Source organism: Pseudomonas sp. Tn43, from assembly GCF_014192635.1.
Classification (GTDB): Bacteria; Pseudomonadota; Gammaproteobacteria; order Pseudomonadales; family Pseudomonadaceae; genus Aquipseudomonas.
Window position 1 is genome coordinate 364,636 of record NZ_JACHYG010000005.1, and the last position, 25,743, is coordinate 390,378.

Sequence of the window (25,743 nt, forward strand, 5' to 3'; positions counted from 1 at the left end):
AATCCGTAGGAGCGAGGCTTGCCCGCGAAGGCGGCTTGGCAGGCGCTACAGATCTTTCAGAATATCGGCCTGCTTTGCATCCCGGGTCATGCGCTTACATTGGAATGCGTTCTGCCGGAGCTGCCGAAGGCTGCGATCTTGGCAATAGACCCGACAATCGAGTCTCCTCCTGCAACCACGCAAAAAATGCCCGCACCGGTGGATGCCGTTCACGTCCCGGTACGCACAGTGCGCTGTATCCGGCCCCGTCGACCTGGATGTCCCCTCGATAAGGCAACAGCAAGCCGTTGGCCACACTTTCCGACACCAGGATGTTGCTCGCCAGCACCAGCCCTTGCCCGGCAATGGCGGCTTGCAAGGCGTAATGTTCTTCGTCGTACTCGCGAACCGCCGGTTGCGCGGCCAGCCAGTTTTCGCCGGACTGCGCGCACCAGGCCTCCCAGCCGTGGGCGTACAGCTTGGAATTGTGCCAATGCACGCTGATCAGGGTCGGTACGCGACCGGACGCCAGGGCCACCTGTTCAGGCGAGCCATAAACCCCGAAGGATTCGTCGAACAGGCACAAACCATACAGGTTCGGGTAATCGTCGAGGCTGTAACGCAGCACCAGATCGACGCTGGCGTCCTGATGCAAATCGATCACTTCGCAGTGAGTGTCCAGGCGCAGGTTGATGTTCGGATGGCGGGCGTAAAACCGCCCCAGACGAGGCACCAGCCAGAGGGCGGCGAAGGCGGCCGTGGTGGAAATCGTCAGGTTCGTGCCGCTGCGTTGCGGGCGCAAGGTATCGACGCTTTGCGCCACTTCCAGCAGGGCGCCATGCAGACTGCGGAACAGCCGTTCGCCGCACTCGGTGAGGCGCACCTGCCGCGGCAATCGTTCGAACAGCGGCACGCCGAGCCAGTTTTCCAGGGCGCGGATCTGGTGCGAGACCGCCGTCGGCGTCACGGAGAGCTCTTCGGCGGCGGCCTTGAAACTCAACAGGCGCGAGGCGGATTCGAAGGCGCGCAGAGCGGTCAGCGGCAACGAGGCAAACATTTTGGAACTCCATGGCTGAAATTAATTCATCCGGACTGATTTTTGTTCATTTGAGGAAGAGCAGCTGCAGGCTTCAAGCTGCAAGCCACACGCAGTTTGAGTTTAGTCTTCAGGAGATTGAGATGAGTAATATTCTTGCCATTCATGCCAGCCCCCGTGGTGATCGTTCACATTCGCGGCGTCTGGCCGAGGTGTTTCTTTGCGCCTGGCAAGCCCGCAACCCGCAGTCGCAACTGACTCGCCGTGAAGTCGGTCGGGCGTTGATTCCGGCCGTCAATGAAGCGTTTGTGGCCGCCGCTTTTCAGCCGGAACCCGAGACGCGAACGCTGTCGATGCAGGCCGATCTGGCACTGAGCGATGAATTGGTGGGGGAGTTGCTCGGCCATGATCTGTTGGTGATTTCCACACCTATGTACAACTTCAGCGTGCCCAGCGGCCTCAAGGCCTGGGTCGATCAGATTGTGCGGCTCGGGCTGACGTTCAATCACACCCTGGACAACGGCATCGCGCAATACGAGCCACTGGTGCAGGGCAAAAAGGCGTTGATCGTCACCAGTCGCGGCGGGTTCGGCTTCGGGCCGGGTGGTGAACTTGAAGCGATGAACCATGCCGACCCGTTTTTGCGCACCGCGCTGGGGTTCATTGGCATCACCGACGTCACCGTTGTTGCCGCCGAGGGTGAAGAGTCCGCCGAGCGCACCTTCCAGGTGTCTTTGGTCGAGGCCGAGCAGCGTTTGCTGGCGCTGGCCAGGGAATTCTAAATGGCCTGGTTGTTCCTGCTGATCGCCGCCGGGTTCGAAGTCACTTTCGCCATGGGCATGAAGTATGCCGAAGGCTTCACCCGGCTCTGGCCGTCAGTGATTACCGTGGTGGCGGCGGTCGGCGGAATTTACTTCCTGACTTTGGCCATGCGCGAATTGCCGGTGAGCATCGCCTACCCGATCTGGACCGCCATCGGTTCACTGGGCACTGTGTTTCTGGGCTTTGCGCTGCTGGGCGAAAGCCTGACCGCGCTCAAGCTGGTGTCGGTCGGGCTGATCGTGGCGGGGGTGGTGGGGTTGAAGTAAGCGATGTCATAGACTGGTCGTTGAGTTGCCATCTTGGGTGACGATGTTTGGCTGACGCCTTGCATCCAGCCTTGCTTCACCTCACCAGTCACAAGGATGTTCATCCATGTCGCAAGGTTCCGCCACGCGTTACCCGTTGGTATTGGTCCCGGGGATGCTCGGGTTTATCCGTTTGCTGCTTTATCCCTATTGGTACGGAATCATTCCGGCGCTGCGCCGGGATGGGGCGACTGTGATTGCGGTGCAGGTCTCGCCGCTCAACTCCACCGAGGTGCGTGGCGAGCAATTGTTGGCACGGATCGAGGAGATCCTGCGCGAAACCGGGGCCGAGAAGGTCAACCTGATCGGCCACAGCCAGGGCTCGCTGACCGCCCGCTACGCCGCGGCTAAACGCCCGGATCAAGTGGCTTCAGTGACCTCGGTGGCCGGGCCGAATCATGGCTCGGAGCTGGCGGACCATCTGCACACCCATTATCCGGCTGACAGCGCCAAAGGCCGGCTCCTGAGCTTTTTACTGTGGTTGATCAGCGCGCTGATGTGCCTGCTGGAAACCGGCTATCGCGGGCCGAGACTGCCGGTGGATATCCCGGCTTCGCACCAATCCCTGACCACCGCGGGCGTGGCGTTGTTCAATCAGCGTTATCCACAGGGGCTGCCTGACACCTGGGGCGGGCACGGCCCGGAAGTGGTCAATGGCGTGCGTTATTACTCCTGGTCCGGGACGTTACAACCGGGCAAGACCGATCGCGGGTGCAACCTGTTCGACGGCACCAACCGCAGTTGCCGATTGTTTGCCAGGACCTTCGTGCGTGAAGCGGGGCATTGCGACGGAATGGTCGGGCGTTACAGCTCGCATTTGGGGACGGTGATCGGTGATGAATACCCGATGGATCACTTCGATATCGTCAACCAATCGCTCGGGTTGGTGGGCAAGGGTGCAGAGCCGGTACGGTTGTTTGTCGAGCATGCGGCGCGGTTGAAAGTGGCCGGGGTTTAGCAGTCAAACCGCGTTATCGTTCATCGCGGGCAAGCCACGCTCCCACAGGTTTTGTGTCGGACGCCGGCAATGAGCACAACGCCAAACCTGTGGGAGCGAGGCTTGCCCGCGAAGGCGTCCGGTCAGGCAATACTGACCTTTCGGCCCAGCGCCGTCGTCCAGCGCTCCGACAAAATCACCCCACCCAACGTCAACACCCCACCCACCAGGTGATACAACGCCAACTGCTCATGCAGCACCACCGCCGCAATCAGCGCGGTGATCAACGGCAGCAGATTGAAAAACAGCGTGGTCCGGCTTGGTCCCAGGCGCACGACGGCCTGCATCCACGCCAGCGGCGCAAGCATCGAGGCCAGCAGGCAAGCGTAGAGCACCAGCGGAATGTTGTGCAGGGTCGGGCCGATTTTCGGTGAGGCGAGGAACAGCGGAAACAGCACAACCACCGCGACCAACACCTGCAAATACAACAACACCAGCGGCGGCAAACGCAGCTGCCATTTTTTCAGCAGGGTGCTGTAAATCGCATACGCCAGCGTGGCGATCAGCATCATCGCGTCACCCAGGTTCACCCCGTGTTCCAGCAACGCGCCAAGGCTGCCGGACGACACCACCACCAAAACACCGGCAAACGACAGCACCGCGCCGGCCAGTGCTCCGGCGGTCAGGCGTTGGCCGAGGCTGACAATCGCCATGGCCAGCGACATCAACGGCATCAGCGACAGAATGATCCCCATGTTGGTGGCTGAGGTCAGCGTCGCGGCGAAGTAGGCCAGGCTTTGATAAACCGCCATACCGAGTACGCCGAGGACGGAAATCCTGCCCAGATTCGGGCGGATCAACGGCCAGTGAGCGATCACCGGTTTAAGCATGAAAGGCGTGAACAGCATTGCGGCCAGCAACCAGCGGTAGAAGCCGATTTCGGCGGGAAAGATCGCGCCGACCGCGAGTTTGTTGATCACGGTGTTGCCGGCCCAAATGAAAATGGCCAGCAGGGGATAAGCGTATTGCATCGGAAAAAACCAGAACGTTAATGAAGGGTGATTATCCGCTTGTCTGAATCAATGCCTATACTTCGATCCAGACAACCTGCCTCTGATTCCGGACAGCATGAACAGCAAACACATCGACCTGCTGGATTTCAGCGAGCTGCCGGCCCCGGTCTATTTCCGTTATGCCGACTTCAACACCCATGAATACGCCTCGGCCCACCATCACCCTTGGGGCACTCTCGAGTACTCGGCCAATGGGGTCCTGCACATGGAAATCGGCAGCCGCCGCTTCATGTCGCCGCCGCAATACGCGGTGTGGGTGCCGCCCGGGACCGAGCACAGTTTCTATAGCAATCAGCCGATCAACTATCGCGCGGTCTGCCTTGCGCCGGCGCTGTGCCGCGATCTGCCGCAGCAGGCTTGCACCCTGGCGATCAGCAACATCCTCAAGGCGATCCTGAAAGACTTCGCCGCCCGCGATGTGAAAATTCCCGAGCACGATGCTGACAAGCGTCTGGCTCAAGTGCTGGTGGACCAACTGCAACAGGCGCCGATGCATGAGTGTTATTTGCCTTACGCCAGCAGTCCCGGGTTGCTTGGAATTCTTGAGGCCTTGCAGGCCGAGCTTGGGGATAACCGACCATTGGCGCACTGGGCCGCGCAAATTCACGTCAGCGAACGCACGTTGGCCCGGCAGTTTGTTCGGGAGTTGGGTATGAGTTTCGGTGAGTGGCGGCAACGGTTGCGGTTTCTGGCGGCGATCGAGGCGCTGGACAGCCAGCGCAGCATTCAGGAAATCGCCTTCGACATGGGGTACAGCACCGGCTCGGCATTCATCGCGATGTTTCAGCGTCAGGCCGGGTGCACACCTGAGCAATATCGGCGCAGCCACCTCGATAGCAGGTGAACGTGTACAGGCTTTGTCTACACTCCGAAACAAGGCCGCATCCCTCGATGCGGTAACAAGGAGAACACTCCATGAAGATGTTGCGTGCCCCGTTGTTGATGGTCGGTTTGCTGCTCTGCTCCCAGGGTTTCGCCGCCACTGCCCAGCAGAACAAAATGACCACCTGCAATGCCGACGCTACCGCAAAAAGCCTCAAGGGCGACGAGCGCAAAGCCTTCATGAGCACCTGTCTCAAAGCCGCGCCGGTCGCCGATGCCGCCAAGCCCATGACCCCTCAGCAAGAAAAGATGAAAACCTGCAACGCCACCGCCGCCACCCAGGCCCTCACGGGTGATGCGCGTAAAACCTTCATGAGCGATTGCCTGAAGAACAAATAAACAGGGTGGGAGCGAGCCTGCTCGCGATAGCATCAACTCGGTCCTGCGTGATACCGAGTCGCCTGCATCGCGAGCAGGCTCGCTCCCACAGGTTCGTGTTTGCTCGCTTCGGCGTCGGATCGCTGGCAGACTGCCAATCCTTTTACGTCGTCCGTTTTGAGGCTGTATGTCAGCGTTTTCTCAGCGTCAGGTCTTGTTGCTTATCAGCTGGGTCATCATTTTTGGTGGTTTGCTGCTGGTGCTCCCTCTGCGATTACTGCCCAGCCTGCTGGCCGGGTTGTTGGTGTTCGAACTGGTCAACATGCTCACGCCGCAATTGCAGCGGCTGATCGAAGGCCGCCGTGCGCGCTGGCTGGCGGTGGCGTTGCTGGGGACATTGGTGGTCAGTGTGCTGGCGCTGATCTTTGCCGGTGCGATCAGCTTTCTGCTGCACGAGGCGGAAAACCCTGGCGCTTCTCTCGACAAATTCATGGTCGTGGTCGACCGCGCACGCGGGCAGTTGCCGCCGTTCATCGACGCTTATCTGCCGGCCAGTGCCGCCGAGTTTCGCGTGGCCATCGGTCAGTGGATGAGCAAGCACCTCAGCGATTTGCAATTGGTGGGCAAGGACGCGGCGCACATGTTCGTGACGCTGCTGATCGGTATGGTGCTGGGGGCGATCATTGCCTTGCAGCGAGCGCCGGATGTGACCAAGCGCAAACCGTTGGCCGCGGCACTGTTCGACCGCTTGCACCTGTTGGTCCAGGCATTTCGCAACATCGTTTTCGCCCAGATCAAGATTTCCCTGCTCAACACCTTTTTCACCGGGATTTTCCTCGCGGTGGTCCTGCCGATGTTCGGGATCAAGCTGCCACTGACCAAAACCCTGATCGTGCTGACTTTCCTGCTCGGCCTGTTGCCGGTGATTGGCAACCTGATCTCCAACACCTTGATCACTATTGTCGGTTTGTCGCTGTCGATCTGGGTGGCGGTGGCGGCGCTGGGTTACCTGATTGTTATCCACAAGCTGGAATACTTCCTCAACGCGCGCATCGTCGGCGGGCAGATCAGTGCCAAGTCGTGGGAGTTGCTGCTGGCAATGCTGGTGTTCGAAGCCGCGTTCGGACTGCCTGGGGTGGTGGCGGGGCCGATTTATTACGCGTATTTGAAGAGTGAATTGAAGCTGGCGGGGATGGTTTAACAGCAGCTACAAGCTGCAAGCTGCAAGCTTCAAGTGCTCTTGCTTGAAGCTTGCAGCTTGTAGCTGCTCCTCATCCATAACGCTTGGCCGCCTCGATCGCCAAGCCACTGCCGATGCTGCCGAAGATGTTGCCTTCCACATGCTGCGCATTCGGCAACATGGCCGAGACGCTGTTGCGCAGCGCCGGAATTCCGCTCGAACCGCCGGTGAAGAACACGGTGTCCACCTGATCGACCCGCACGTTAGCGTCCGCCAGCAATTGGGTCACGCTGTTGCGCACTCGCTCCAGCAAACTATCAATGGCTGATTCGAACAGTGCCCGGCTCAGTTCCACACTCAAACCCGGCTCGATCCGGTCCAGTGGCACATGGCGGCTGTCGGCGTGGGTCAGCTGGATCTTGGTTTCTTCCACTTCCATGGCCAGCCAATGCCCGGCGCGCTGGTCGATCAGCTTGAACAGGCGATCGATGCCGCCGGTGTCTTCGATGTCGTAACGCATGCTGCCCAAGGCCAGGGTCGACTTCTGCGAGTACACCGAGTTGATGGTGTGCCAGGTCGCCAGGTTCATGTGGTGGCTGGTGGGCATGTAGGCGCCACTCTTCATCCGGCTGCCATAGCCGAACAGCGGCATCAGGCCTTGCAGGCTTAACTGCTTGTCAAAATCGGTCCCGCCGATGTGCACGCCACCGGTGGCGAGAATGTCGTCGTGACGATTGTCGTGATTGCGGCGCTCAGGCGACAGGCGCACCAGCGAGAAGTCCGAGGTACCACCACCGATGTCCACAATCAGGACAAGCTCTTCTTTTTCGATGGTCGACTCATAGTCGAACGCCGCCGCAATCGGCTCGTACTGGAAAGACACATCCTTGAAACCAATGGCGCGGGCCACATCCACCAGGGTGTTTTCCGCTTCCTGGTCGGCCATTTCATCGTCGTCGACGAAAAATACTGGCCGGCCCAGCACCACTTCCTCGAATTCCCGACCGGCGGCAGCCTCGGCGCGTTTCTTCAACTGGCCGATGAACAGCCCAAGCAGGTCCTTGAACGGCATCGCCGTGCCGAGCACGCTGGTGTCGTGCTTGATCAGTTTGGAACCCAGCAGGCTCTTGAGCGAGCGCATCAGCCGGCCTTCGTAGCCTTCCAGGTATTCGTGCAGCGCCAACCGGCCGTACACCGGGCGGCGTTCTTCCATATTGAAGAAGACCACCGAGGGCAGGGTGATCTTGTCGTCCTCCAGCGCGATCAGCGTTTCCATGCCGGGGCGCAGCCAGCCGACGGTGGAGTTGGACGTGCCGAAGTCGATACCACAGGCACGGGCTGGAGATGCGTTTTTCATGTCTTTCAAGTTCCGGTTAAAAAACGGCCGCGCAGTGTATGTCAGTGCAGCGAAGATTCGAAGGCCGACTATCCGTTAAATCATCGTGATCAACGCTTGAAAGATGGCCAATCACCCCCAAACTTCCCTGCATAGGCTTGGCAACCCCTGGGGCGACTGCAAGAACCGCGCCCTGCTGCCGATAAACTTCTGATGCGCTGCCCGGTCACAAACTTGAGATCGGTCAATCCAAACGCTGCAAACAAGAGCATGCTGTGCCTGGCTGCGCGATTTCGATAATGGATGGTGATTCCCTCGATGGACTTCAAAGACTATTACAAGATTCTCGGCGTGGAGCCGACCGCGGACGATAAGGCGATCAAGGCCGCCTATCGAAAGCTGGCGCGCAAATACCACCCCGACGTCAGCAAGGAAAAGGATGCCGAGGCCAAGTTCAAGGACGCTTCGGAAGCCTATGAAGCGTTGAAAAGCGCCGACAAGCGCGCCGAATACGACGACTTGCGCAAGTACGGTCACCATGGCCAGCCTTTTCAGGGGCCACCGGGTTGGCAGAGCCGCGGTGGGTTTGGTGGTGGTCAGGACGCGGGCGATTTTTCGGACTTCTTCAGTTCGATCTTCGGCAACCGGGGTCCGGGTTTCGGTGGTGGTGGACGGTCGGGCCATAGCGCCGGGCGTCGAGGGCAAGACGTGGAAATGGAATTACCGGTTTTTCTGGAAGAAACCCTCTCGACCGAATCGAAAAAAGTCAGCTTCCAGGTGCCGCATTACAATGCGGCCGGCCAGCATGTCAGCAACACCAGCAAAAGCCTGAACGTGAAGATCCCCGCTGGCGTGACCGACGGCGAGCGCATCCGCCTCAAGGGCCAGGGCGCTCCGGGCATCGGTGGCGGACCCAATGGCGACTTGTACCTGACCATCCGTTTTGCGCCGCACCCCAAGTTCGACGTCGAAGGCGAAAACCTGATCATCACCTTGCCGCTGGCGCCGTGGGAGTTGGCATTGGGTACCGAAGTGGCGGTGCCGACCCTCACCGGCAAAATCAACCTCAAGGTTCCGGCCGGCAGCCAGAATGGCCAGCGCATGCGCGCCAAAGGCCACGGTCTGCTGCACAAGCATGGTCACCGCGGCTATCTGTTCGTGCAGCTCAAGGCCGTGATGCCGAAAAAACTCGACCATGACGTCAAAGAATTGTGGGAGGAACTGGCGAAAAAAGCCGCTTTCAATCCGCGAGAAAATTTTTGATTCCGAGATAGAGATAAGGAGGAGCCAATCATGAGCGAGCCCGTGATCGTTCTATTGGACCTGGCAGAATTCTGTGAGGCGGCCGAACTTTCGGTCGTGCATGTGAGCGAAATCGTCGAGCACGGCATCCTCGAACCTCAGGGAGCACAACCCAAGGATTGGCGCTTCACCGATTATGAGCTGCTGCTGGCCAAGCGCGCTGCCAAGCTGCGGCGCGACCTGGAGCTGGAATGGGAAGGCGTCGCCCTGGCGCTGGACCTGCTGGAAGAAGTCCAGCAACTGCGTGCCGAAAACCGCATGCTCAAGCAGCGGTTGGGGCGGTTGGTGGTCGAATAGCGTGGTGAGGGGGCAAGCCCCCCACCACGGGGCCTCATACCTTTCTGGGCAAGACCACAGTAAACATCGTGCCATCGGCCTCATTGGAGCTGACGTCGATCGTCCCTTGATGGGCCTTGACCACTTCCTTGACGATGAACAGTCCCAGACCCAGGCTGGTGGTCGACCCGTTGAGTTCTTCGTCGGCACTGCGTACCAGCGGATCGAAAATCGTGGAGAGCGCCTCGGGTGCAATCGGCGCACCGTCGTTGTGTACGGTGAGCCGAACGCTGTCCGCTTCGCCCCTGAGGGTCAGCTTGACCGCGTTGTTGTTCGAACCGTGTTGCAAGGCATTGCCGATCAGGTTCTGCAGCATCTGATCGAGCCTTCGGCCATCCCACACACCTTGGGTATCGCCTTCGATGCTCAATTGCGTATCGCATTGCGGATGAGCGGCGCAGGCCTGGGCAATCGCATCACGCGCCGTATCGGCCAGATCCATGGGCGCCGGTTCGATCGGCAGGCTCTTGCCCAAGCGACTGCGGACCAGCTCCAGCAAATCGCTGACCATCACCGCCATGTGGCGGGTGCCCCGCTTGATGTGGAGCGCACAGGTCAATGCGTCGCCCTCAAGGTTGGTTTTACGCATCAGTATTTCGGTGGACATGCTCACCGCTTGCAGCGGTGCGCGCAGGTCATGGCCAAGGATTGCCAGAAAAATGTCCCGGGAATGATTGACCTGCTCGGCATAGGCCGCCGTGGATTCGGCCAGGGCTTCGTCGATCGCTTCGTTGAAACGGATCATGTCCTGGAAATAGGCCAGGTCCGGCGAGTCCAGGCTGTTGACCCACAAGCGGATCACACACGCGCGCAAATGGCGAAACTCGCTGGTCATCTGCACCAGGTCGAAGCCCACGGTATGTCGCAGCTCGCCATGACTGGCGCCGGCTTCGTCCAGGCTCGGGGTTTTCTCCGGACCTTCGCCCCTGGCTTTTGCCTGCTGTTCGCTGGCGGACTGGGGTTTGTTCATATCCCGCGCAGCCGCCAGCAGGATTGCCCGCGAATGGTCGCGCAACGCGGTTCGATCCATATTTGCAGCGGCCGGAGTGATCGATCTGGCGAACTGCTCCCATTCATCGACGATACGGTCTACGTTCTGAACGATGAAATCACTGAGGCGCATGGGCGATTACCTGCGGCGCAAGGGGCGGGAGTGGCATCTTAGCCCTATATCGGTCGAGCAATTGCTCAAGCAGATGCACGGGCGACGCGAGGGAACCCGTGGCGGTAAGTCAAGACGCGGAGCGACGTCCTCAGAGGATGTTCATCGCGTCTTGACTTACCAACAGGGTTTCAGAGAATTTAGAACAGGAAATAGCGCTGCGCCATCGGCAACACATCCGCCGGCTCACACCACAGCAACACCCCGTCGGCCTTGACCTGATAGGTTTGTGGATCCACATCGATGGTTGGCAGGTAATCGTTGTGGATCAAGTCGGTTTTCTGCACGTCACGGCAACCTTTGACCACGGCGATTTTCTTTTTCAGGCCCAACGTTTCGGGCAAACCGGCCTCCTGCGCCGCCTGGCTGATAAACGTCAGGCTGGTGGCGTGCAGCGAGCCGCCGTAACTGGCGAACATCGGGCGGTAGTGCACCGGTTGCGGCGTCGGGATCGAAGCATTGGCATCGCCCATCAAACTCGCCGCAATGGCTCCGCCCTTGAGAATCAACGTCGGTTTGACCCCGAAAAACGCCGGGCGCCAGAGCACCAGGTCCGCCCATTTACCCACTTCCACCGAGCCCACTTCATGGCTGATGCCGTGGGTAATCGCCGGGTTGATGGTGTATTTGGCGATGTAGCGTTTGGCCCGGAAGTTGTCGTTGCCTTCGCCATCCTGTGGCAGCGGGCCGCGCTGCTTTTTCATTTTATCGGCGGTCTGCCAGGTGCGCGTGATGACCTCACCGACGCGGCCCATGGCCTGGCTGTCGGAGCTGATCATCGAGAAGGCGCCGAGGTCGTGGAGGATATCTTCGGCGGCGATGGTTTCGCGGCGGATGCGGCTTTCGGCGAAAGCCACATCTTCGGCAATGCTCGGATCCAGGTGGTGGCAGACCATCAGCATGTCGAGGTGTTCGTCGATGGTGTTGCGGGTGAACGGCCGGGTCGGGTTGGTCGAGCTCGGCAATACGTTGGCAAAACCGCAGGCCTTGATGATGTCCGGGGCATGGCCGCCGCCGGCACCTTCGGTGTGGTAGGTGTGGATGGTGCGGCCCTTGAAGGCGGCGAGGGTGGTTTCGACGAAGCCCGACTCGTTGAGGGTGTCGGTATGGATTGCCACTTGCACGTCGTACTGGTCGGCCACGCTCAGGCAGTTGTCGATGCTCGCCGGGGTGGTGCCCCAGTCTTCATGCAGCTTGAGGCCGATGGCGCCGGCCTTGACCTGTTCGATCAACGGCTCCGGCAGGCTGGCGTTGCCCTTGCCGGTGAAACCGATGTTCATCGGGAATGCATCGGCGGCCTGAAGCATGCGCGCCAGGTGCCAGGGTCCGGAGGTGCAAGTGGTGGCATTGGTGCCGGTGGCCGGGCCGGTGCCGCCGCCGATCATGGTGGTAACGCCGCTCATCAACGCTTCTTCGATCTGTTGCGGGCAAATGAAGTGGATATGGGTGTCGATGCCGCCGGCGGTGAGGATCATGCCTTCACCGGCGATCACTTCAGTGCTGGCGCCGACCGCGATGGTGACGTTCGGCTGGATGTCCGGGTTGCCTGCCTTGCCGATGGCGGCGATGCGCCCATCCTTGAGGCCGACGTCGGCCTTGACGATGCCCCAATGGTCGATGATCAGGGCGTTGGTGATCAGGGTGTCAACGACTTCGGCGGCCAATAACTGGCTCTGGCCCTGGCCGTCGCGGATGACTTTGCCGCCACCGAATTTCACCTCTTCGCCATAAGTGGTGAAGTCCTGTTCCACTTCGATCCACAGCTCGGTGTCGGCCAGACGGACCTTGTCACCGACAGTGGGGCCGAACATGTCGGCGTAGGCTTGTCTTGAGATTTTCATGCGCTTGCCTTGGGATTCAATGATCGTTCCCACACTCTGCGTGGGAATGCCGCCATGGACGCTCTGCGTCCGCCGTTATGTGACGCGGAGCGTCACGGGATGCATTCCCACGGGGAGCGTGGGAACGATCAGTCAGTCGAGATCACCCATGATCCTGCCGGCAAACCCGAACACCCGGCGATGCCCGGCCAGGTCTACCAGCTCGACCTCGCGGCTCTGCCCCGGTTCGAAGCGCACGGCGGTGCCGGCGGGGATGTTCAGGCGCATACCGCGGCTGGCGGTGCGGTTGAAGGTCAGGGCGTCGTTGGTTTCGAAGAAGTGATAATGCGAGCCGACCTGGATCGGCCGGTCACCGCTGTTGGCCACCTTCAGGCTGAGGGTGCGGCGGCCGACGTTGAGTTCGATGTCGCCGGGCTGGACCTGGTATTCACCGGGAATCATCAATGGGCTCCTTGGAGAATCTTGTAATAAAGGGCCGTCGGTTTGTAGCGGCCGTTCGGGTCGCAGGCGTAGTCGGGGATTTCGCCGGCGCGGGTGTAACCCAGGGCTTTGTAAAAGTCTTCGGCCGGGGAACCGGCCTCGGTGTCGAGGTAGAGCATGCCCCGTTTGTGCTGGCGGGCCGCGAGCTCAACGGCATGCATCATCTGTTGGCCCAGGCCGCGACGACGGGCGTGTTCACGCACCAGCAGTTTCTGCACTTCGGCGCGATTCAGCCCATTGGCTTTCTGGCACAACGTCAATTGCACGCTGGCCTGTACCTGTTCGTCCTTGACCACCACCCAGAGCAGCACGGTGCCTTTGTTCAGGTTCTCCTGGACTTCATCGAAATAAGCTCGGGCCTGGGCCGCATCCAGATCTGCCATGAAGCCGACACTGGCGCCGTAGCCGACGGCGTCGAGCAGCAAATCAATCAAACCCTGACGATAGTGCGCAAAGCTTTCAACATTGACGCGGCGCAGTTGGGCGGCGTTCATGGGTATCACTCCTTGTGGGAACCCGGTGGCATTGCGCCCGGGTCGAGGATCAGTTGCATGAAGGTCAGGTCCAGCCAGCGGCCGAACTTGGTGCCCACCTGCGGCATTTGGCCGGTGACGACGAAACCGGCCCGGTCGTGCAGGCGGATCGAGGCGCCGTTACCGCTTTCGATGGCGGCGACCATCACGTGTTTGTTGCAGCCTTTGGCGCGTTCAATCAGGGCGTCCATCAGTTGCGGCCCGAGGCCATTGCCCCGCTGATCGTTGCGCACGTACACCGAGTGCTCGACCGTGTGGCGGAACCCGTCGAACGGGCGCCAGTCACCGAATGAAGCGTAGCCGAGTACGCTGTTGTCGCCGTCGACGATCACCAGCACCGGATAGCCCTGGTCTTGCCGGGCGTTGAACCAGGCCTGGCGGTTGCCCAGGTCCACGGCCTGTTCGTTCCAGATCGCCGTGGTATTGAGTACGGCGTCGTTGTAGATGTCGCGGATCGCTGGCAGGTCGGCGAGCAACGCATCGCGGATGTGGTAAGTCATGGCGCGGCCTCAGGCGATCGGTTGGTGAACGGTGACCAGTTTGGTGCCGTCGGGAAACGTCGCTTCGACCTGGATCTCCGGGATCATTTCCGGGATGCCTTCCATCACTTGTTCACGGCTGAGCAGGGTGGTGCCGTAATGCATCAGCTCGGCCACGGTCTGGCCGTCACGCGCGCCTTCGAGCAACGCCGCGGAAATATAGGCCATGGCCTCCGGGTAATTGAGCTTCACGCCGCGAGCCAAACGCCGCTCGGCCACGAGGCCGGCGGTGAAGATCAGCAGCTTGTCTTTTTCGCGTGGGGTCAGGTCCATCGTTTGGAATCCATAATCGGCAGTTAAAAAGTTCACTCCCCCTATAGGAGCGAGGCTTGCCCGCGAAGAACGATAACGCGGTCCTCCAGTTAAACCGAGGCGCTCCCTTCGCGGGCAAGCCTCGCTCCTACAGGGTGGATTGTGTTCAGGTGCTCCATATTCTGGGCGGGACGGCTTCTCGCCCCAGCAACGCCGGGCGCAACAACCGCCACAAATCAATCAACCAACCACGTGCCAACAGCGCCTCACTGGCCAGGCATCGGGCGACCAAAAGCCCCGGCAATTGCGTCAGATCCCCGCGTACGTCATTGGGCAGCGAGCGGCACTTCTCCAGCAATTCGCTATCGATTTCACCCGTCACCAGCAACGTCGCAAACACCGGTTGGCCGTCCAGCCCTATCGGCGAATCCAGCAAACCATCATTCCCGACAATGCGCTGGCGTTCGTGCCAGAGCAACTGGCCGTCGCGGCGGATATCCAGGTGCGCCTGAAAATGCCCGAGGTCAAAGCGCTCGCCACTGGCCGGGCGACCCAGCGCCACCACGTCCCAGTAGAACAGCTGCGCATTGCCCTCAAGCTCGATGCTCGTGCTGAGCTCTGCCTGAGCATCGCTGAAAATGATCGTCTCTTGCGGCAGCCATTCCAACGTAGCACCGGCGGCCACGCGCAGGTCGAGTTTCTGATAAGCCGGCCCGGCCGCGCGGTACCACTTGGCGGCGCCGGGGCTGGTAATTTGCGCCCAGGCGTCTGGGCCGACGCTGGCCGAGATGTCCAGCCGGTCACCACCGGCAATCCCGCCCGGCGGATGAACGATGATGTGCTGACACACCTGGGGGCCTTCGGCATACAAATGCTTCTGCACCCGCAGCGGGCCTTTGTGGCGGCGCTGCACCGGGCGCGTGCTGTCGCCGAAACGGGCATAGCCCAGTTCCAGCTCGGCATGCCAGCAGGGGGTGAACAGCGTGATGGGGGCCGGTAAATTCATGATTTCAATTAATCGCCAGGAGGCTGCAGGTTAAATCGTAACCAGTCCACGGACACCCTCGGCGTCCATGTTTTCACCGCGACCCTGCTGCACGATCTCGCCCCGGGACATGACCAGGTACTGATCGGCCAGTTCGGCGGCGAAATCGTAGAACTGCTCCACCAGCAGAATCGCCATGTCGCCGCGCGCCGCGAGCTGCTTGATCACCGCACCGATTTCCTTGATCACCGACGGCTGGATGCCTTCGGTGGGTTCGTCGAGGATCAGCAGCCGTGGACGACTGGCCAGTGCTCTGCCAATGGCCAGCTGCTGTTGCTGCCCCCCGGACAAGTCACCGCCACGCCGCTGTTTCATTTGCAGCAACACCGGGAACAGCTCGTAGATGAATGCCGGGACTTCCTTTGCTTCAGCGCCGGGAAAGCGTGAGAGGCCCATCAACAGGTTTTCTTCCACGGTCAGTCGACCAAAGATTTCCCGGCCCTGAGGCACGTAAGCGATGCCGGCATGTACCCGTTGGTGCGGCTTGAACGTGGTGATCGGTTTGCCTTCCCAGTTCACCGCGCCTTCCTTGGCCGGCAGCAACCCCATCAGGCATTTGAGCAGGGTGGTCTTGCCCACGCCATTGCGCCCGAGCAGGCAGGTGACTTCGCCGACCTTCACCTCAAACGTCAGGCCCCGCAGGATGTGGCTACCGCCGTAGTACTGGTGAAGGTTTTTGACCTGTAGCATCGGAACTCCGTTAGTAGGGCTTCAAGCGGCAAGCTTCAAGCTGCAAGTAAGAGCGGGTCGGTGTATGGTTTTGCTTTTTACTTACCGCTTGAAGCTTGCGGCTTGCAGCTGGCCGATTCACCGACCCAAATAGACTTCAATAACTCTCTCGTCGGCCTGCACCTGTTCCAGCGACCCTTCGGCCAGCACGCTGCCTTGGTGCAACACGGTGACGTGGTCGGCAATCGAGCCGACGAAGCCCATGTCGTGTTCCACCACCATCAGCGAATGCTTGCCCGCCAAACTCTTGAACAGCTCGGCGGTGAACTCGGTTTCGGCGTCGGTCATGCCCGCCACCGGTTCGTCGAGCAGCAGCAGTTGCGGGTCTTGCATCAGCAACATGCCGATTTCCAGAAACTGTTTCTGACCGTGGGACAACAACCCTGCCGGGCGATTGACCGAGGCCGTCAGGCGGATGGTTTCCAATACTTCGCTGATGCGATCTTTCTGCTCGCCACTGAGACGAGCCCGCAGGCTGGCCCATACCGACTTGTCGGTCTTCTGCGCCAACTCCAGGTTCTCGAACACGCTCAAAGCTTCGAACACCGTCGGCTTCTGGAACTTGCGGCCAATACCGGCCTGGGCAATCTGCACTTCACTCAACTGCGTCAGATCCAGGGTTTCACCGAACCAGGCTTTGCCATGAGTTGGGCGAGTCTTGCCGGTGATCACGTCCATCAACGTGGTTTTGCCCGCGCCGTTGGGGCCGATGATGCAGCGCAATTCACCGACGCCGATGTACAGGTTCAGATCGTTCAGTGCCTTGAACCCATCGAAGCTGACGCTGATGTCTTCCAGGGTCAGGAGGGTGCCGTGGCGAGTGTTCAGGCCAGGGCCGACGCGTTGGCCGAGGCCGATGGCATCGCGGCTGCTGCCGGCGTCCCTGTTGGGCTCCAGCGGCGGAAAGAACGCCGGCTCAAGCATGAATTCAGCCGTTGCAGTCACTCTCATTGCTCACCCCTTTTGTTCAGCAACCCGATCACGCCTTTGGGCAGGTACAACGTCACCACGATGAACAGCGCACCGAGGAAAAACAGCCAGTACTCCGGAAACGCCACGGTGAACCAACTCTTCATCCCGTTGACCACACCCGCGCCGAGCAGAGGACCGATCAACGTGCCGCGACCACCGAGGGCTACCCAAACGGCGGCTTCGATGGAGTTGGTCGGCGACATTTCACTCGGGTTGATGATCCCGACTTGCGGCACATACAGCGCACCGGCCAGGCCGCACAATACCGCGCTCAACACCCAGACAAACAACTTGAAGCCGCGTGGATCGTAGCCGCAGAACATCAGGCGATTTTCCGCATCGCGCAACGCGGTCAGCACCCGGCCGAACTTGCTTTGCGCCAGCCGCCAGCCGATGAACAGGCTCGCCACCAGCAGCAACACCGTGGCGAAAAACAGCACAGCACGCGTGCCCGGTTCGGTGATGCCAAACCCGAGAATGGTGCGGAAGTTGGTGAAGCCGTTGTTGCCGCCAAACCCGGTTTCGTTGCGGAAAAACAGCAACATCCCGGCGAAGGTCAAGGCCTGGGTCATGATCGAGAAATACACGCCCTTGATCCGTGAACGGAAGGCGAAAAAACCGAACACCAACGCCAGCAGTCCAGGCGCTAACACAACAAGACACATGGCCCAGAGGAAGCTGCTGGTGCCGGTCCAGTACCACGGCAATTCGGTCCACGACAGAAACGTCATGAACGCCGGCAAGCCATCGCCCGAGGCCTGGCGCATCAGGTACATGCCCATCGCATAACCGCCGAGGGCGAAGAACAGACCGTGACCCAAGGACAGCAGGCCGGCGTAACCCCAGACCAGATCGAGCGCCAGGGCGACGATGGCGTAGCAAAGGATTTTGCCCACCAGGGTCAGCGTATAAGCCGAGACATGAAAAGTGCTGTCCGCCGGCAACAACGACAGCAATGGCAACGCCATCAGCAGAACGAGGATTACCGCACCGACAGCAATCGTGACTTTGGGGCCGGCCTTTTGTGTGGCCGTGAGCATCAGGGGCTGGTTCATCAGTCGATCACCCGTCCTTTCAGTGCGAAGAGGCCTTGCGGACGTTTCTGAATGAACAGAATGATCAGCGCGAGGATCAGGATTTTGCCCAGCACCGCACCGATCTGCGGTTCGAGAATTTTGTTGGCGATGCCCAGACCGAAGGCGGCCAATACGCTACCGGCTAATTGGCCGACACCGCCGAGCACCACCACCAGGAACGAGTCGATGATGTAGCTTTGGCCGAGGTCCGGGCCGACGTTGCCGATCTGGCTGAGGGCTACTCCGCCCAGGCCCGCAATGCCAGAGCCTAGGCCGAAGGCGAGCATGTCCACACGCCCGGTCGGTACGCCGCAGCAGGCAGCCATGTTGCGGTTTTGAGTGACGGCACGCACGTTCAAACCGAGGCGCGTCCTGTTCAGCAGCAGCCAGGTCAGCACCACCACAAACAAGGCGAACGCGATGATCACGATACGGTTGTACGGCAGCACCAGGTTCGGCAGCACCTGAATCCCGCCCGACAACCACGCCGGGTTGGCCACTTCAACGTTCTGCGCGCCGAACACCAGGCGCACCAACTGAATCAGCATCAGGCTGATGCCCCACGTGGCGAGCAGGGTTTCCAATGGGCGGCCATAGAGGTGACGAATCACCGTGCGCTCCAGCGCCATGCCAATCCCGGCGGTGACAAAAAACGCTACCGGCAAAGCCATCAGCGGGTAAAACTCGATGGCCTGCGGAGCGAAGCGCTGGAACATCAGCTGCACCACGTAAGTCGAGTAAGCGCCGAGCATCAGCATCTCGCCGTGGGCCATGTTGATCACGCCGAGCAGGCCGAAGGTGATCGCCAACCCGAGGGCCGCCAGCAGCAGAATCGAACCGAGGGACATGCCGCTGAAGGCCTGGCCGAGCATCTCGCCGATCAGCAATTTGCGTTTGACCTGGGCCAGGCTGGTTTCGGCGGCGGTGCGCACATTGGCATCGGCCTCGACGCCGGGTTCGAGCAACCCTTCCAGGCGGGTGCGGGCCAGCGGATCGCCGGTTTCACCGAGCAAGCGCACAGCGGCGAGGCGCACGGCCGGATCGGTATCGACCAGTTGCAGGTTGGCCAGCGCCAGGCTCAGGGCAGCGTGAACGCTTTCGTCTTTTTCGCCCGCCAGCTGCTGGTCGAGGAATTTCAGCTGTGCCGGTTTGGCGCTTTTCTGCAATTGCTGCGCGGCGGCCAAGCGGATTTTGGCGTCGGCGGCGAGCAATTGGTGGCTGGCCAAAGCGGTGTCGATCAGACCGCGCAGGCGATTGTTCAGGCGCAGGGTTTTTGCTTGGCCATCGACCGTCAATTCGCCTTGTTGCAAGGCGTTGATCAGTTCGATACGAACCGGATCGGGCTGCGCGGCCCAGGTTTCCAGAAGTTTGGCTTGCTGCACGGGATTGGCCGCGACGAAATCTTCGGCGTCGCCGGCGTGGGTGGCCATCGGTAGTAACAGCGCGACGGCGAGGATCAAGCGGTAAAGGGCAGTGGGCATAACGAGTGTCCTGTATTGATCGTTCCCACGCTCCGCGTGGGAATGCAGCCCGGGACGCTCCGCGTCCCAAAGCGGACGCAGAGCGTCCGTTGAGGCATTCCCACGCAGAGCGTGGGAACGATCAGGCTAAGCGGGGTGAATCAGTTGCTCTTCACCGCATAGTCCGGCTTCTTGTCGTTGCCCTGAATGAATGGGCTCCACGGCTGGGCGCGGATCGGCCCTTCGGTCTGCCACACCACGTTGAACTGACCGTCGGCCTGAATCTCGCCGATCATCACCGGCTTGTGCAGGTGGTGGTTGGTCTTGTCCATGGTCAAGGTGTAACCGGACGGCGCGGCGAAAGTCTGGCCGGCCAGGGCTTCACGGACTTTGTCGACGTCGATGGACTTGGCTTTCTCGGCGGCTTGCGCCCACATGTGGATGCCGACGTAGGTGGCTTCCATCGGGTCGTTGGTCACCGCTTTGTCGGCGCCCGGCAGGTTGTGTTTCTTGGCATAGGCTTTCCAGTCGGCGACGAATTTGTTGTTCTGCGGGTTCTCGACCGACTGGAAGTAGTTCCACGCCGCGAGGTTGCCCACCAGCGGTTTGGTGTCGATGCCACGCAATTCTTCTTCGCCCACGGAGAAGGCCACGACCGGAACCTCGGTGGCTTTCAGGCCCTGGTTGGCCAACTCTTTATAGAACGGCACATTGGAGTCGCCGTTGACGGTGGAGATGACGGCGGTCTTGCCACCGGCGGAGAATTTTTTGATGTTGGCGACGATGGTTTGATAGTCGCTATGGCCGAACGGGGTGTAGACCTCTTCGATGTCCTTGTCCGCCACACCTTTGGCGTGCAGGAACGAGCGCAGGATTTTGTTGGTGGTGCGCGGGTAGACGTAGTCGGTGCCGAGCAGGAAGTAACGCTTGGCGCTGCCACCTTCTTCGCTCATCAGGTATTCCACCGCCGGAATCGCCTGCTGGTTTGGCGCTGCGCCGGTGTAGAACACGTTCGGCGACATTTCTTCGCCTTCGTACTGCACCGGGTAGAACAGCAGGCCGTTGAGCTCTTCGAACACCGGCAGTACCGATTTGCGCGACACCGATGTCCAGCAACCGAACACCACCGCCACTTTGTCCTGAGTCAGTAACTGCCGGCCCTTTTCGGCGAACAGCGGCCAGTTCGATGCCGGGTCGACCACCACCGGCTCCAGCATCTTGCCGTTCACACCGCCCTTGGCGTTAATTTCGTCGATGGTCATCAACGCCATGTCTTTGAGGGAGGTTTCGGAGATCGCCATGGTCCCGGACAACGAATGCAGAATACCGACCTTGATGGTCTCGGCGGCCTGGACCGTCCAGGCCATGCCCATCGCGGCAATGCTTGCCGATAGTGTGAAAGCCTTGATCAAACTGCGACGCTTCATTGTGCGATCTCCATGAACGTTAAAGTTTTTTATGGTTGGCAGATGCGGACGACTGAAGGGTCTTTAGCAAGGGCTGTGCCCGGTCGGGGAAGGGCAAGCAAATGTCGTAGTAGAGCGGTTGCGCGGGTTTGGCGGCGCACCACGAAGGATCGCGTTTGGCGCATGGGTGCAACGAGGTGCGCCACATTGGGGCGTAGGTGTCGTGTGCTGGCGAAATCGCTGGCCAGGACACTTGCATTACCGTAGGAGCTGTCGAGTGAAACGAGGCTGCGATCTTTTGATCTTAAAAAATCAAAGTCAAAAGATCGCAGCCTCGTTTCACTCGACAGCTCCTACAGAAGGCGTAGAGAAGAGGTTAGCGGCGGCGCATCAGGCCGATGAAGAACAACCCGCCAATCGCGGCAGTGGCGACGCCGATGGGCAAGTCTTCCGGGGCGATCAGGGTGCGGGCGGCCACATCGACCCAGACGAGGAACAGGCTGCCCAGCAACACGCACACCGGCAGCAATCGCCGATGCTCGGCCCCGACCAACCGCCGCGCGATGTGCGGCACCATCAGCCCGACGAAGCCGATAGACCCACTGATCGACACCAACACTCCGGTCATCAGTGAGGCAATCAAAAACACCCACAAACGCACGGTGCGAGCATTCAGCCCAAGGGTCACAGCCGTCTGTTCGCCGGCCATCAGCGCATTCAACGGCCGGGCCATCCCCAGCAGCAACACCAACCCAAGCAACACACTCGCCGCCGGCACCGCGAGCAATTCCCAGCGCGCCAACCCGAGACCGCCAAGCATCCAGAACATCACCGCGGAACTGGCGCGATGGTCGCCCAGAAACAACAGCAGATTGGCAATCGCCATCATCACGAACGACACCGCCACGCCGCACAGCAACAGTCGATCACTGTCGAGCCGGCCATTGCGATTGGCGATCATCAGCACCACCAGCATGCTCAGCAGCGCGCCGATAAACGCCGCAATCGGCAAGGTCAGCAGGCCTGCGATTTCACCGACATGCAGCACCACGATCACCGCGCCGAGGGTCGCGCCGGAGGTCACACCGAGCAGGTGCGGGTCCGCCAGCGGATTGCGCGTCACCGCTTGCAGCACCGCGCCGATCAACGCCAGGCCAGCGCCCACCAGCGCGCCGAGCAACATGCGCGGCACGCGGATCAGCCAGACGATGTGTTCCTGGCCGGCCGTCCAGTCCGGAACACCGAAACCAGAAATCTTGTGCAGCAGAATCCGCCACACCAACTCCACGGGCACCCGCGCCGGGCCGAAACCCAGCGACACCACGCACGACACCAGCAACAGTGCGCCGAGGGCAATCAGCAACCAGGCATAGCGACGATCGATCATTCGCCGTGGAAACCCTTGGCCAGGCTTTCGACCGCCAGCACGTTGTCGATCCCCGGCGTGGCCTGCACGTAAGGGATGACGATGAAGCGCTGGTTCTTGATCGCGTCCACCGATTGCAGGGCCTTATTGTTCAGCAGGAATTGCTCCTTCTGCTGTGCGGTGACTTCGCCGTAATCAACGATCACGATCACCTGCGGATTGCGCTCGACCACGTTTTCCCAGTTGACCCGGGTCCAGCTCGCCTCGACGTCGTCGAGAATATTGCGCCCGCCGGCAGCGTCGATCAGCGCCTGCGGCATCCCTAGACGACCGGAAGTCATGGCCCGGTCTTCACCACTGTCGTAGAGAAATACCCGTGGCTTGTCCATCGGCAGACCCTTGCGGATGTCGGCGACCTGCGCCTGCATCCGGGCGATCACAGCGTTGGCGCGGTCCTGCACGTCGAAGATTTTCCCGAGATTGCGCAGGTCGTTGTAAGTGTCTTCCAGGCTGGCCGGTGGGCGCGGCATGACGAAGGCGCAGGACTCGGTGAGTTCGTACACGTTGATGCCCAGCGGCTGCAGGGTTTGCGGGGTGAGATCACCGCCGACGCGCATGCCGTAATCCCAACCGGCGAAGAAGAAATCGACGTTGGCGTTGAGCAGGGTTTCCACTGACGGGTACTTGGCCGCCAGTTCCGGCAGGCCATCAAGGATGGTCTGCATCTGGGGCGTCACCGACTTCCAGCCCGTCACGCCGCTGTAGCCGGCCATCTGCGGTTTGAGGCCGAGGGCGAGCATCATCTGGGTCATGTTGATGTCATGGCTGACCGCGTGTTTCGGCGCTTGCTTGAACGTCACTTCGCGGTTGCAGCTCTGGACGGTCAGCGGGTATTTCGTGGCTTCGGCGAAAGCGTGGGCACTGCCCAGCAACAGAACGACGCAAAGCAGGGAACGCAAAGTCATGATTGGGTTATCCAGGTGATTCGTGGGTAGCCGTGCAAGGGATGGTCGTCGATCAGGGCGTCGACGCCGAACACGTTGTGCAAAAGCTGGGCGGTCAGGACTTCTTTGGGTGGGCCACTGGCCACAATGTGACCGTGATTGATCACGTACAGCCGGTCGCAAAAAGCTGCCGCCAGATTGAGGTCATGGATGCTCGCCAGCGTGCCGATCTGCAGACGCTTGACCAATTGCAACAGCTCCAGCTGATAGCGCGGGTCGAGGTGATTGGTGGGTTCGTCGAGGATCAGCAATTGCGGTTGTTGGGCCAGGGCGCGGGCGAGGATCACGCGCTGTTTTTCACCACCGGAAAGCGTGGCGAAGGCGTGGTCTTCGAAGCCTTTGAGGCCGACCGATTCGAGGGCATGAGCCACCCGTTTTCGGTCCTCAAGGGTATCGCCATCAAACAACCCTTTGTGCGGCGTACGGCCCATGGCGACCACTTCATCCACGGTCAGGCCGAAGGCGTCGGGGAACTCTTGCAACACCACCGCGATGCGTTGCGCACACCAGCGTGAAGATTGCTTCCAGACATTGTGATGCTCCAGCTTAACCTCGCCGCTTTGCGGTTTGCTGAAGCGATAGGCGCACCGTAACAGGCTGGTCTTGCCGCTGCCGTTGGGGCCGATCAACCCGACGAATTCGCCAGCGGCCACGTGCAACGATGCATCACGCAGCTGGAACTGGTGATGGCAATGGCCGTGGCCCAGGGGTGTCCAGGCGAGGTTCGTGAGGTTCAGCGAGGTCATGCATTTCTCTTGGGAGTTTTGCTGTGGCTGATGACGCCTTCGCGGGCAAGCCTCGCTCCTACAGGGTTTGTGTCGTGCGCAATATTTGTGATCGACACAAATCCTGTAGGAGCGAGGCTTGCCCGCGAAGAGGCCCTATGCTTCAGAGATAAGCGCCAGAAGTCTATAGATCCTTCTAAAACGCGCATCTCGCCTGCTTCATGATGAAGCTGAAGTGGATTCAGTTTGCCGACTCAAACGCGACAGCAGCACCCGATCCAACACCCAGACCACCACCAGCGAAGCCCCCACCAACGGAAACATCACCGCCAACCCGAACATGATGAGCATCGCGGTTTTCCATTTCGGCAGGTCGTGACGCAACGGCGGTACGCCGAATTTGCCCTGTGGCCGGCGTTTCCACCAGATCACCACACCGCTGACGGCACTGAGCAAAATCATCAGGCAGATCAGCAGCACGATGATCTGATTGAACGGGCCGAACATCTTGCCTTCGTGCAGCATCACGCCGACTTCGGTGGCCCGGGCGACGTTGCTGTAATGCTGCCAGCGCACGTCGGCGAGGACGTCGCCGGTGTATTGGTCGACATGCAGGGTGGCGTCATTGCGCGGGTCGTCGGCGAACACCGCGATGGTGAATACACCGGTGGCTGTGGTGGGGAAGGTGATGCTGTAGCCAGGTTCGACCTTGCGCTGCACGGCGATGTCTTGCACGTCTTGCAGGCTGATGGTCGGCGCTGCCGGGCCGGCTTGGGTGGCGGTGTGCGCCATGTGTTCGGCGTGGTCGCCGGACATCGGCATCGGTGTGTTTTCCATGGCCCATGGAATGGTCTGACGGGTGGCGCTGTTGAGGCTGCGGGCCTCGACATCGGATTTGGGCACCTCATTCCACATGGCAATCGGGAAGCGATTCCAGAGGTCGGCGTATTGCTTGCCCCAGAACCCGGTCCAGGTCATGCCGCTGAGCAGCATCACCAGCAACAAGGCAGCGCCCCAGAACCCGGTCACCGCGTGCAGGTCGCGCCAGAGCACTCGGCCGCGACTGTTCATGCGTGGCCAGAGAATCCCGGCGCACTGGCCGCGTGGCCACCACAGAAATACCCCGGAAACCACCAGCACCATGCCCCAACCGGCGGCCAGTTCCACCAGCCGGTCACCGACGGTGCCGATCATCAATTCGCGGTGAATCGAGCGTGCTATCGCTTGCAGATTCTTCTTCGCGTCTTGTTCGCCAAGGATGTCGCCGTGGTACGGATCGATGAACACGTTCAGTTCATGACCTTCATTGATCACCACAAATTGCGCACTGCGTTCGGCGTTGAGCGGCGGCAGGTATTGTTTGATCTGGCCCAGTGGATACGCCTCTTTCACCCGCTTGAGCAGTTCATCGGCGGAGACCGTGTGATGAGCAGGCGGGACATTCAGCAGGCTGCCGTACATCAACGGGTCGAGTTGCGGTTTGAACAGGTAAATGATGCCGGTCAAGGCCAGCATCACCATGAATGGCGCGACGAACAGACCGGCATAGAAATGCCAGCGCCAGGCCAGGTTGTAGAAATTCGGTTTGGGCTGTTTCATTTGTGTGCTCCGCTTGGCGATTCATTTGTCTTGAAAAGATCGCAGCCT

27 protein-coding genes are annotated in these 25,743 nt (G+C 60.4%); 8 read left to right on the forward strand and 19 right to left on the reverse strand.

Features of this window, described 5'->3' with window-relative positions:
- Nucleotides 1–94: 94 nt before the first annotated feature.
- Complete coding sequence (locus tag FHW68_RS16075) at nt 95–1,036, reverse strand: LysR substrate-binding domain-containing protein (protein ID WP_183681241.1); 942 nt, start codon at nt 1,034–1,036, stop codon at nt 95–97.
- Nucleotides 1,037–1,158: 122 nt separating this feature from the next.
- Here FHW68_RS16075 and FHW68_RS16080 point away from each other — a divergent pair, with 122 nt between their 5' ends.
- The 3 genes from FHW68_RS16080 (at nt 1,159) to FHW68_RS16090 (ending at nt 3,100) form a co-directional block, all read left to right on the forward strand.
- Nucleotides 1,159–1,797 carry an FMN-dependent NADH-azoreductase gene (locus FHW68_RS16080; protein WP_095634046.1) on the forward strand — a complete coding sequence of 213 codons (639 nt, stop codon included), beginning with the start codon at nt 1,159–1,161 and terminating at the stop codon, nt 1,795–1,797.
- Nucleotides 1,798–2,103: a multidrug efflux SMR transporter gene (locus FHW68_RS16085; RefSeq protein WP_007903452.1), complete on the forward strand. Its 306-nt coding sequence runs from the start codon at nt 1,798–1,800 to the stop codon at nt 2,101–2,103.
- A 106-nt stretch (nt 2,104–2,209) separates the two neighbouring features.
- Entirely contained in the window at nt 2,210–3,100 is an 891-nt protein-coding gene (locus tag FHW68_RS16090) for a triacylglycerol lipase (RefSeq protein WP_183681243.1), read from the forward strand.
- A gap of 122 nt (nt 3,101–3,222) precedes the next feature.
- Here FHW68_RS16090 and FHW68_RS16095 read toward each other — a convergent pair whose 3' ends face one another.
- Nucleotides 3,223–4,110, reverse strand: a complete 888-nt coding sequence (locus FHW68_RS16095; protein ID WP_183681245.1) for a DMT family transporter — start codon at nt 4,108–4,110, stop codon at nt 3,223–3,225.
- Nucleotides 4,111–4,207: 97 nt separating this feature from the next.
- Here FHW68_RS16095 and FHW68_RS16100 point away from each other — a divergent pair, with 97 nt between their 5' ends.
- From FHW68_RS16100 to FHW68_RS16110, 3 genes are all read left to right on the forward strand, one after another.
- Nucleotides 4,208–4,996 carry a helix-turn-helix transcriptional regulator gene (locus tag FHW68_RS16100; protein WP_183681247.1) on the forward strand — a complete coding sequence of 263 codons (789 nt, stop codon included), beginning with the start codon at nt 4,208–4,210 and terminating at the stop codon, nt 4,994–4,996.
- 71 nt (nt 4,997–5,067) lie between these two features.
- The gene (locus tag FHW68_RS16105) at nt 5,068–5,373 is read left to right on the forward strand and encodes a PsiF family protein (RefSeq protein ID WP_183681249.1); all 306 of its coding nucleotides are present in this window, start codon (nt 5,068–5,070) and stop codon (nt 5,371–5,373) included.
- A gap of 166 nt (nt 5,374–5,539) precedes the next feature.
- Complete coding sequence (locus FHW68_RS16110; protein WP_095634050.1) at nt 5,540–6,553, forward strand: AI-2E family transporter; 1,014 nt, start codon at nt 5,540–5,542, stop codon at nt 6,551–6,553.
- Between the two features lie 70 nt (nt 6,554–6,623).
- Here the strand turns inward: FHW68_RS16110 and FHW68_RS16115 are convergent, their stop codons facing one another.
- Complete coding sequence (locus tag FHW68_RS16115; protein WP_183681251.1) at nt 6,624–7,889, reverse strand: Hsp70 family protein; 1,266 nt, start codon at nt 7,887–7,889, stop codon at nt 6,624–6,626.
- Nucleotides 7,890–8,186: 297 nt separating this feature from the next.
- Here FHW68_RS16115 and FHW68_RS16120 point away from each other — a divergent pair, with 297 nt between their 5' ends.
- Both FHW68_RS16120 and FHW68_RS16125 read left to right on the forward strand, forming a co-directional pair.
- A complete protein-coding gene (locus FHW68_RS16120; RefSeq protein WP_095634141.1) occupies nt 8,187–9,131 on the forward strand; it encodes a DnaJ C-terminal domain-containing protein in 945 nt (314 codons plus the stop codon).
- Between the two features lie 30 nt (nt 9,132–9,161).
- Nucleotides 9,162–9,467: a chaperone modulator CbpM gene (locus FHW68_RS16125; RefSeq protein WP_183681252.1), complete on the forward strand. Its 306-nt coding sequence runs from the start codon at nt 9,162–9,164 to the stop codon at nt 9,465–9,467.
- A 34-nt stretch (nt 9,468–9,501) separates the two neighbouring features.
- Here FHW68_RS16125 and FHW68_RS16130 read toward each other — a convergent pair whose 3' ends face one another.
- The 16 genes from FHW68_RS16130 to FHW68_RS16205 form a co-directional block, all read right to left on the reverse strand.
- A complete protein-coding gene (locus FHW68_RS16130) occupies nt 9,502–10,629 on the reverse strand; it encodes a sensor histidine kinase KdpD (RefSeq protein ID WP_183681254.1) in 1,128 nt (375 codons plus the stop codon).
- 179 nt (nt 10,630–10,808) lie between these two features.
- Nucleotides 10,809–12,509 carry an urease subunit alpha gene (ureC, locus tag FHW68_RS16135; protein WP_095634054.1) on the reverse strand — a complete coding sequence of 567 codons (1,701 nt, stop codon included), beginning with the start codon at nt 12,507–12,509 and terminating at the stop codon, nt 10,809–10,811.
- A gap of 132 nt (nt 12,510–12,641) precedes the next feature.
- Entirely contained in the window at nt 12,642–12,950 is a 309-nt protein-coding gene (locus FHW68_RS16140; RefSeq protein ID WP_183681256.1) for an urease subunit beta, read from the reverse strand.
- Nucleotides 12,950–13,483 carry a GNAT family N-acetyltransferase gene (locus FHW68_RS16145; RefSeq protein ID WP_183681259.1) on the reverse strand — a complete coding sequence of 178 codons (534 nt, stop codon included), beginning with the start codon at nt 13,481–13,483 and terminating at the stop codon, nt 12,950–12,952. Before FHW68_RS16145 ends, FHW68_RS16140 begins: the two co-directional genes overlap by 1 nt.
- A 5-nt stretch (nt 13,484–13,488) precedes the next feature.
- Nucleotides 13,489–14,022, reverse strand: a complete 534-nt coding sequence (locus FHW68_RS16150) for a GNAT family N-acetyltransferase (protein WP_095634057.1) — start codon at nt 14,020–14,022, stop codon at nt 13,489–13,491.
- A gap of 9 nt (nt 14,023–14,031) precedes the next feature.
- The gene (gene ureA / locus FHW68_RS16155) at nt 14,032–14,334 is read right to left on the reverse strand and encodes an urease subunit gamma (RefSeq protein WP_007937143.1); all 303 of its coding nucleotides are present in this window, start codon (nt 14,332–14,334) and stop codon (nt 14,032–14,034) included.
- A 145-nt stretch (nt 14,335–14,479) separates the two neighbouring features.
- Complete coding sequence (locus FHW68_RS16160) at nt 14,480–15,319, reverse strand: urease accessory protein UreD (protein WP_095634058.1); 840 nt, start codon at nt 15,317–15,319, stop codon at nt 14,480–14,482.
- A 30-nt stretch (nt 15,320–15,349) separates the two neighbouring features.
- Nucleotides 15,350–16,048, reverse strand: a complete 699-nt coding sequence (gene urtE, locus FHW68_RS16165; protein WP_183681261.1) for an urea ABC transporter ATP-binding subunit UrtE — start codon at nt 16,046–16,048, stop codon at nt 15,350–15,352.
- 117 nt (nt 16,049–16,165) lie between these two features.
- Nucleotides 16,166–17,038, reverse strand: a complete 873-nt coding sequence (urtD, locus tag FHW68_RS16170; RefSeq protein ID WP_095634060.1) for an urea ABC transporter ATP-binding protein UrtD — start codon at nt 17,036–17,038, stop codon at nt 16,166–16,168.
- Nucleotides 17,035–18,114 carry an urea ABC transporter permease subunit UrtC gene (urtC, locus tag FHW68_RS16175; protein ID WP_095634061.1) on the reverse strand — a complete coding sequence of 360 codons (1,080 nt, stop codon included), beginning with the start codon at nt 18,112–18,114 and terminating at the stop codon, nt 17,035–17,037. The genes urtD and urtC overlap by 4 nt, the downstream gene beginning before the upstream one ends.
- A complete protein-coding gene (gene urtB, locus FHW68_RS16180; protein ID WP_183681263.1) occupies nt 18,114–19,616 on the reverse strand; it encodes an urea ABC transporter permease subunit UrtB in 1,503 nt (500 codons plus the stop codon). The genes urtC and urtB overlap by 1 nt, the downstream gene beginning before the upstream one ends.
- A gap of 140 nt (nt 19,617–19,756) precedes the next feature.
- Nucleotides 19,757–21,022: an urea ABC transporter substrate-binding protein gene (gene urtA / locus FHW68_RS16185; protein ID WP_183681265.1), complete on the reverse strand. Its 1,266-nt coding sequence runs from the start codon at nt 21,020–21,022 to the stop codon at nt 19,757–19,759.
- Between the two features lie 355 nt (nt 21,023–21,377).
- Nucleotides 21,378–22,388: an iron ABC transporter permease gene (locus FHW68_RS16190; protein WP_183681267.1), complete on the reverse strand. Its 1,011-nt coding sequence runs from the start codon at nt 22,386–22,388 to the stop codon at nt 21,378–21,380.
- A complete protein-coding gene (locus tag FHW68_RS16195) occupies nt 22,385–23,332 on the reverse strand; it encodes an ABC transporter substrate-binding protein (protein WP_183681269.1) in 948 nt (315 codons plus the stop codon). Before FHW68_RS16195 ends, FHW68_RS16190 begins: the two co-directional genes overlap by 4 nt.
- Entirely contained in the window at nt 23,329–24,117 is a 789-nt protein-coding gene (locus FHW68_RS16200) for an ABC transporter ATP-binding protein (RefSeq protein WP_183681271.1), read from the reverse strand. Before FHW68_RS16200 ends, FHW68_RS16195 begins: the two co-directional genes overlap by 4 nt.
- 198 nt (nt 24,118–24,315) lie before the next feature.
- Nucleotides 24,316–25,695: a PepSY domain-containing protein gene (locus tag FHW68_RS16205; RefSeq protein ID WP_183681273.1), complete on the reverse strand. Its 1,380-nt coding sequence runs from the start codon at nt 25,693–25,695 to the stop codon at nt 24,316–24,318.
- Nucleotides 25,696–25,743 lie beyond the last annotated feature (48 nt).